This is a genomic window from Streptomyces sp. NPDC058000, assembly GCF_042886435.1.
Lineage (GTDB): Bacteria > Actinomycetota > Actinomycetes > Streptomycetales > Streptomycetaceae > Streptomyces.
On record NZ_JBHVQS010000141.1, the window covers coordinates 1 to 1,203 of the forward strand.

A 1,203-nucleotide genomic window follows, 5' to 3' on the forward strand; every position below is an offset into this window, starting at 1 on the left:
CGAGTCTTCGAGGAGGGTGGTGCGGATTTCGCCGAGTTCGATGCGGTGGCCGCGGATTTTGACCTGGTCATCCAGGCGGCCGAGGTGTTCGAGGAGGCCGTCGGGGGTGTAGCGGCCGAGGTCGCCACTGCGGTACAGGCGTGCGCCGGGGGTGTGGGTGAGGTGGTCGGGGAGGAAGCGCTGGGCGGTCAGTTCGGGGCGGTTGCCATAGCCCTGGGCCACTCCGGCGCCGCCGACGTAGATCTCGCCGGCCACGCCGGGTGGGACGGGTTGGGCGTGCTCGTCGAGGATGTAGAGCTGCCAGCCCGGCAGCGGACGCCCCACGGAACGCGAACCGGTCAGCGCATCGGCGCGGGTGAGGGTGTGCCAGGTGCAGTGCACCGTGGTCTCGGTGATCCCGTACATGTTCACCGCATGGCAGCTGGTCTCGGGGTAGTGGTCGAACCAGGGCAGCAGCATCTTCGAGTCCAGCGGCTCCCCGCCGAAGATCAGCAGCCGCACCACCAGGTTGCCCTGCTGGAAGTTCTCCGCACGGATCAGCTGGGAGAACGCCGATGGCGTCTGGCTCAGCACGGTCACCTTTTCGCGGGCCAGCAGTGCGTGTAACTCCTCCGGGTCCCGCGCCGCCCAGTGGTCGACGACCACCAGACGCCCGCCGGTGAGCAGGCAGCCCCAGATCTCCCACACCGAGAAGTCGAACGCGAACGAATGGAAGAACGACCACACATCGCTCGTACCGAGCTGGAACTCGGCCTTGGTCGCGGCCAGCAACGCCATCACATTTCGGTGCGCCACCAGCACACCCTTGGGACGCCCCGTCGAACCCGAGGTGTGAATCACATACGCCAATGCATCTGCATCCACCTCCGGCAGCACCCGGCCCGCGTCCTCAGGTTGAGCGGACACCTCCACAGTCCGTACGAGCTCTTGGACCGCCGGCGGGAGAGCATCCCCAACCACGACCTGCACGCCGGTATCCTCGACCACGAACGCCAGCCGCTCAGCGGGATAGCCCGCATCCAACGGCACATACACCGCCCCGGCCTTCAACACCCCCAGCAAGCCAACGATCAGCGCGGCACCCCGCGGCAGACACACACCCACCCGGTCACCGGGCTCAACCCCGGCCTCGACCAACACACGCGCCAACACCGAAGACTCAGCGTCCAGTTGGGCATACGTGAGAGACCTTCGGCCATCCGT

Annotated in this window: 1 protein-coding gene; it reads right to left on the bottom strand. The window is 67.2% G+C overall.

What is annotated here, in order from left to right; translation table 11 throughout:
* Positions 1-1,203, bottom strand: a 1,203-nt coding sequence (locus ACFVT2_RS43420) for an amino acid adenylation domain-containing protein (RefSeq protein WP_390028029.1), incomplete at both ends; no start/stop codon positions are given.